This is a genomic window from Frankia sp. AiPs1 (genome assembly GCF_023716945.1).
Lineage (GTDB): Bacteria > Actinomycetota > Actinomycetes > Frankiales > Frankiaceae > Frankia.
This window is the reverse complement of record NZ_JAMQQF010000843.1, coordinates 1-1815: the sequence shown is the minus strand read 5'-3', so window position 1 is coordinate 1815 and position 1815 is coordinate 1. Positions and strand designations below refer to the sequence as shown.

The 1815-nt window shown below is 76.3% G+C and carries 2 protein-coding genes; both read left to right on the top strand.

Annotated features, from left to right (window positions below):
- On the top strand, positions 1–881 hold an 881-nt coding region (locus ND748_RS31200; protein ID WP_251749890.1), incomplete at its 5' end, for a CHAD domain-containing protein.
- Positions 882–1349: 468 nt separating this feature from the next.
- Positions 1350–1815, top strand: a 466-nt coding sequence (locus tag ND748_RS31195; RefSeq protein WP_285902965.1) for a flavodoxin domain-containing protein, incomplete at its 3' end; no start/stop codon positions are given.

Genomic DNA, 1815 nt, shown 5'->3' with positions numbered 1-1815 from the left:
GTGCGGCCCGGGTCGTCCACGCCTACCTGGCCGAGCAGGCCGCGGCGCTGCTCGACCGCGACCCCGCGGTGCGCATCGACGCGCCCGAGGCCGTCCACGACATGCGGGTCGCGGCCCGGCGGCTGCGCAGCACCATCCAGACCTTCCGGCCGCTGTTCGACGCCGAGCGGGCGGCGGAGATCGAGGCCGGCCTGCGCGAGATCGGCGAGGTGCTCGGCCGGCCCCGCGACGCCGAGGTGCAGCTTGCCCGCTTCGCCGGCGAGCTCGCCGGGCAGCCCGTCGAGCTGCTGCTCGGTCCGGTGGCCGCCCGCGTCCAGGAGGCACTGCTCGGCGACCGGCTGCGCGGCCGGGAGGAGACGCTGGCCTACCTGCGCGGCGAGCGGTACCTCGGGTTCATCGAGACGCTGCTCGCCTTCGTCGCCGACGTCGGGCAGACCGACCGGGGCGGCCGTCCCGCTGGCACCGTGCTGGCGAAGCGTGTCGCCAAGGCGGACCGTACGCTGGCCCGGCGGGTCGAACGCGCCCGGCGGGCCCCCGCGGGCTCCGACCGCGACGTCGCCTACCACGGCGCCCGGAAGGCGGCGAAGCGGCTGCGTTACGCGAGCGAGCTGATGGTGTCCGTCCACGGCCGCGACGCGGCGACGCTCGCGACGGCGGCGAAGCGCGTCCAGAACGAGCTGGGCGAGCACCAGGACTGCGTCGTCGCGCAGACCCGGCTGCGGGAGTTCGCCGTCGCCGCGAACCTCGCGGGTGAATCCTCCTTCACCTACGGCCTGCTCGCCGGGGACGAGCGGGCCCGCGCGGCCGCGACCCGGGCCGCCTTCGAGGCCACCTGGGCGCGGGCCTCGCGCCCTCGTCTGCGTCGCTGGCTGCGCGGCTGACACGCGGCCCGGGACTCCTTGCGCTCCTGACCTGCCCCTCTGACTTGCGCTCCTGACTTGCGGCCGCTGCCCGTGGCGCCTGACTGCCCCCGGACCTGACTCGACCGGCACGGCGGTGCCGCCCGGTCGGGTCCGGGTCGGTCGTCGGAGACGAGTTGACACCTGCCGATTCGGGCCGCCGGTGGGCCTGCCGGTCGGGACCGTCCGGGCCGCCCATCTCGGCCACCCGACACCGCCTGTCCGGGGGTGTGACCGGGACAGCCACCGTCCGCGCCCGGTGACCGGCGTCGGTCCTCGACGATCCACCGGGGTCCGACCGTGCCCGTCGGGTCGGGTCCGGATGGCCCACCGGACGTGACGTTCGACTGATGGTGTGTGCCCCGCCACGGATGTCCACTGGGTTACGGGTTCGAGTCGATCGCGTGCGTTCGCCTCGACGGCCCTGGACGCAAGGTTGGGAGGGGTGCGATGACGCGAGCTCTGGTGGCGTTCGGAACCGGGTGTGGCGGGGTCGGCGACCTGGCCGCGATGATCGGCGCGGCGTTGACCGCCCGCGGTCTCGACGCCGACGTGCTGCCGGCGCGGCAGGTGCGGGAGGTGGCGTCCTACGACGCGGTGATCGTCGCCGGGGCGTTGTTCGCCGGCCGGTGGGCCTGCGACGCCCGCCGGCTCGTGCGCCGGCGCCGCGCCGGACTGTCCCGGCTACCGGTCTGGCTGGTTAGCAGCGACCTGCGCGCCGCCGCCCTGGTCGCGCAGGTCGCGCAGGTCGCGCAGGTCGTCGAGCCCGCGCAGGTCGCCGAGCTGGCGACGCTGATCGGAGCCCGCGGCATGGTGACCTTCGACGGTCCCCAGGGCGCTGCCGCCGGCACCGGCGCCGGCCACCTGTCCGCCGCTGCCACCCGGGCGACGGTGGGGAACCGGCGCCGCCCGGAGC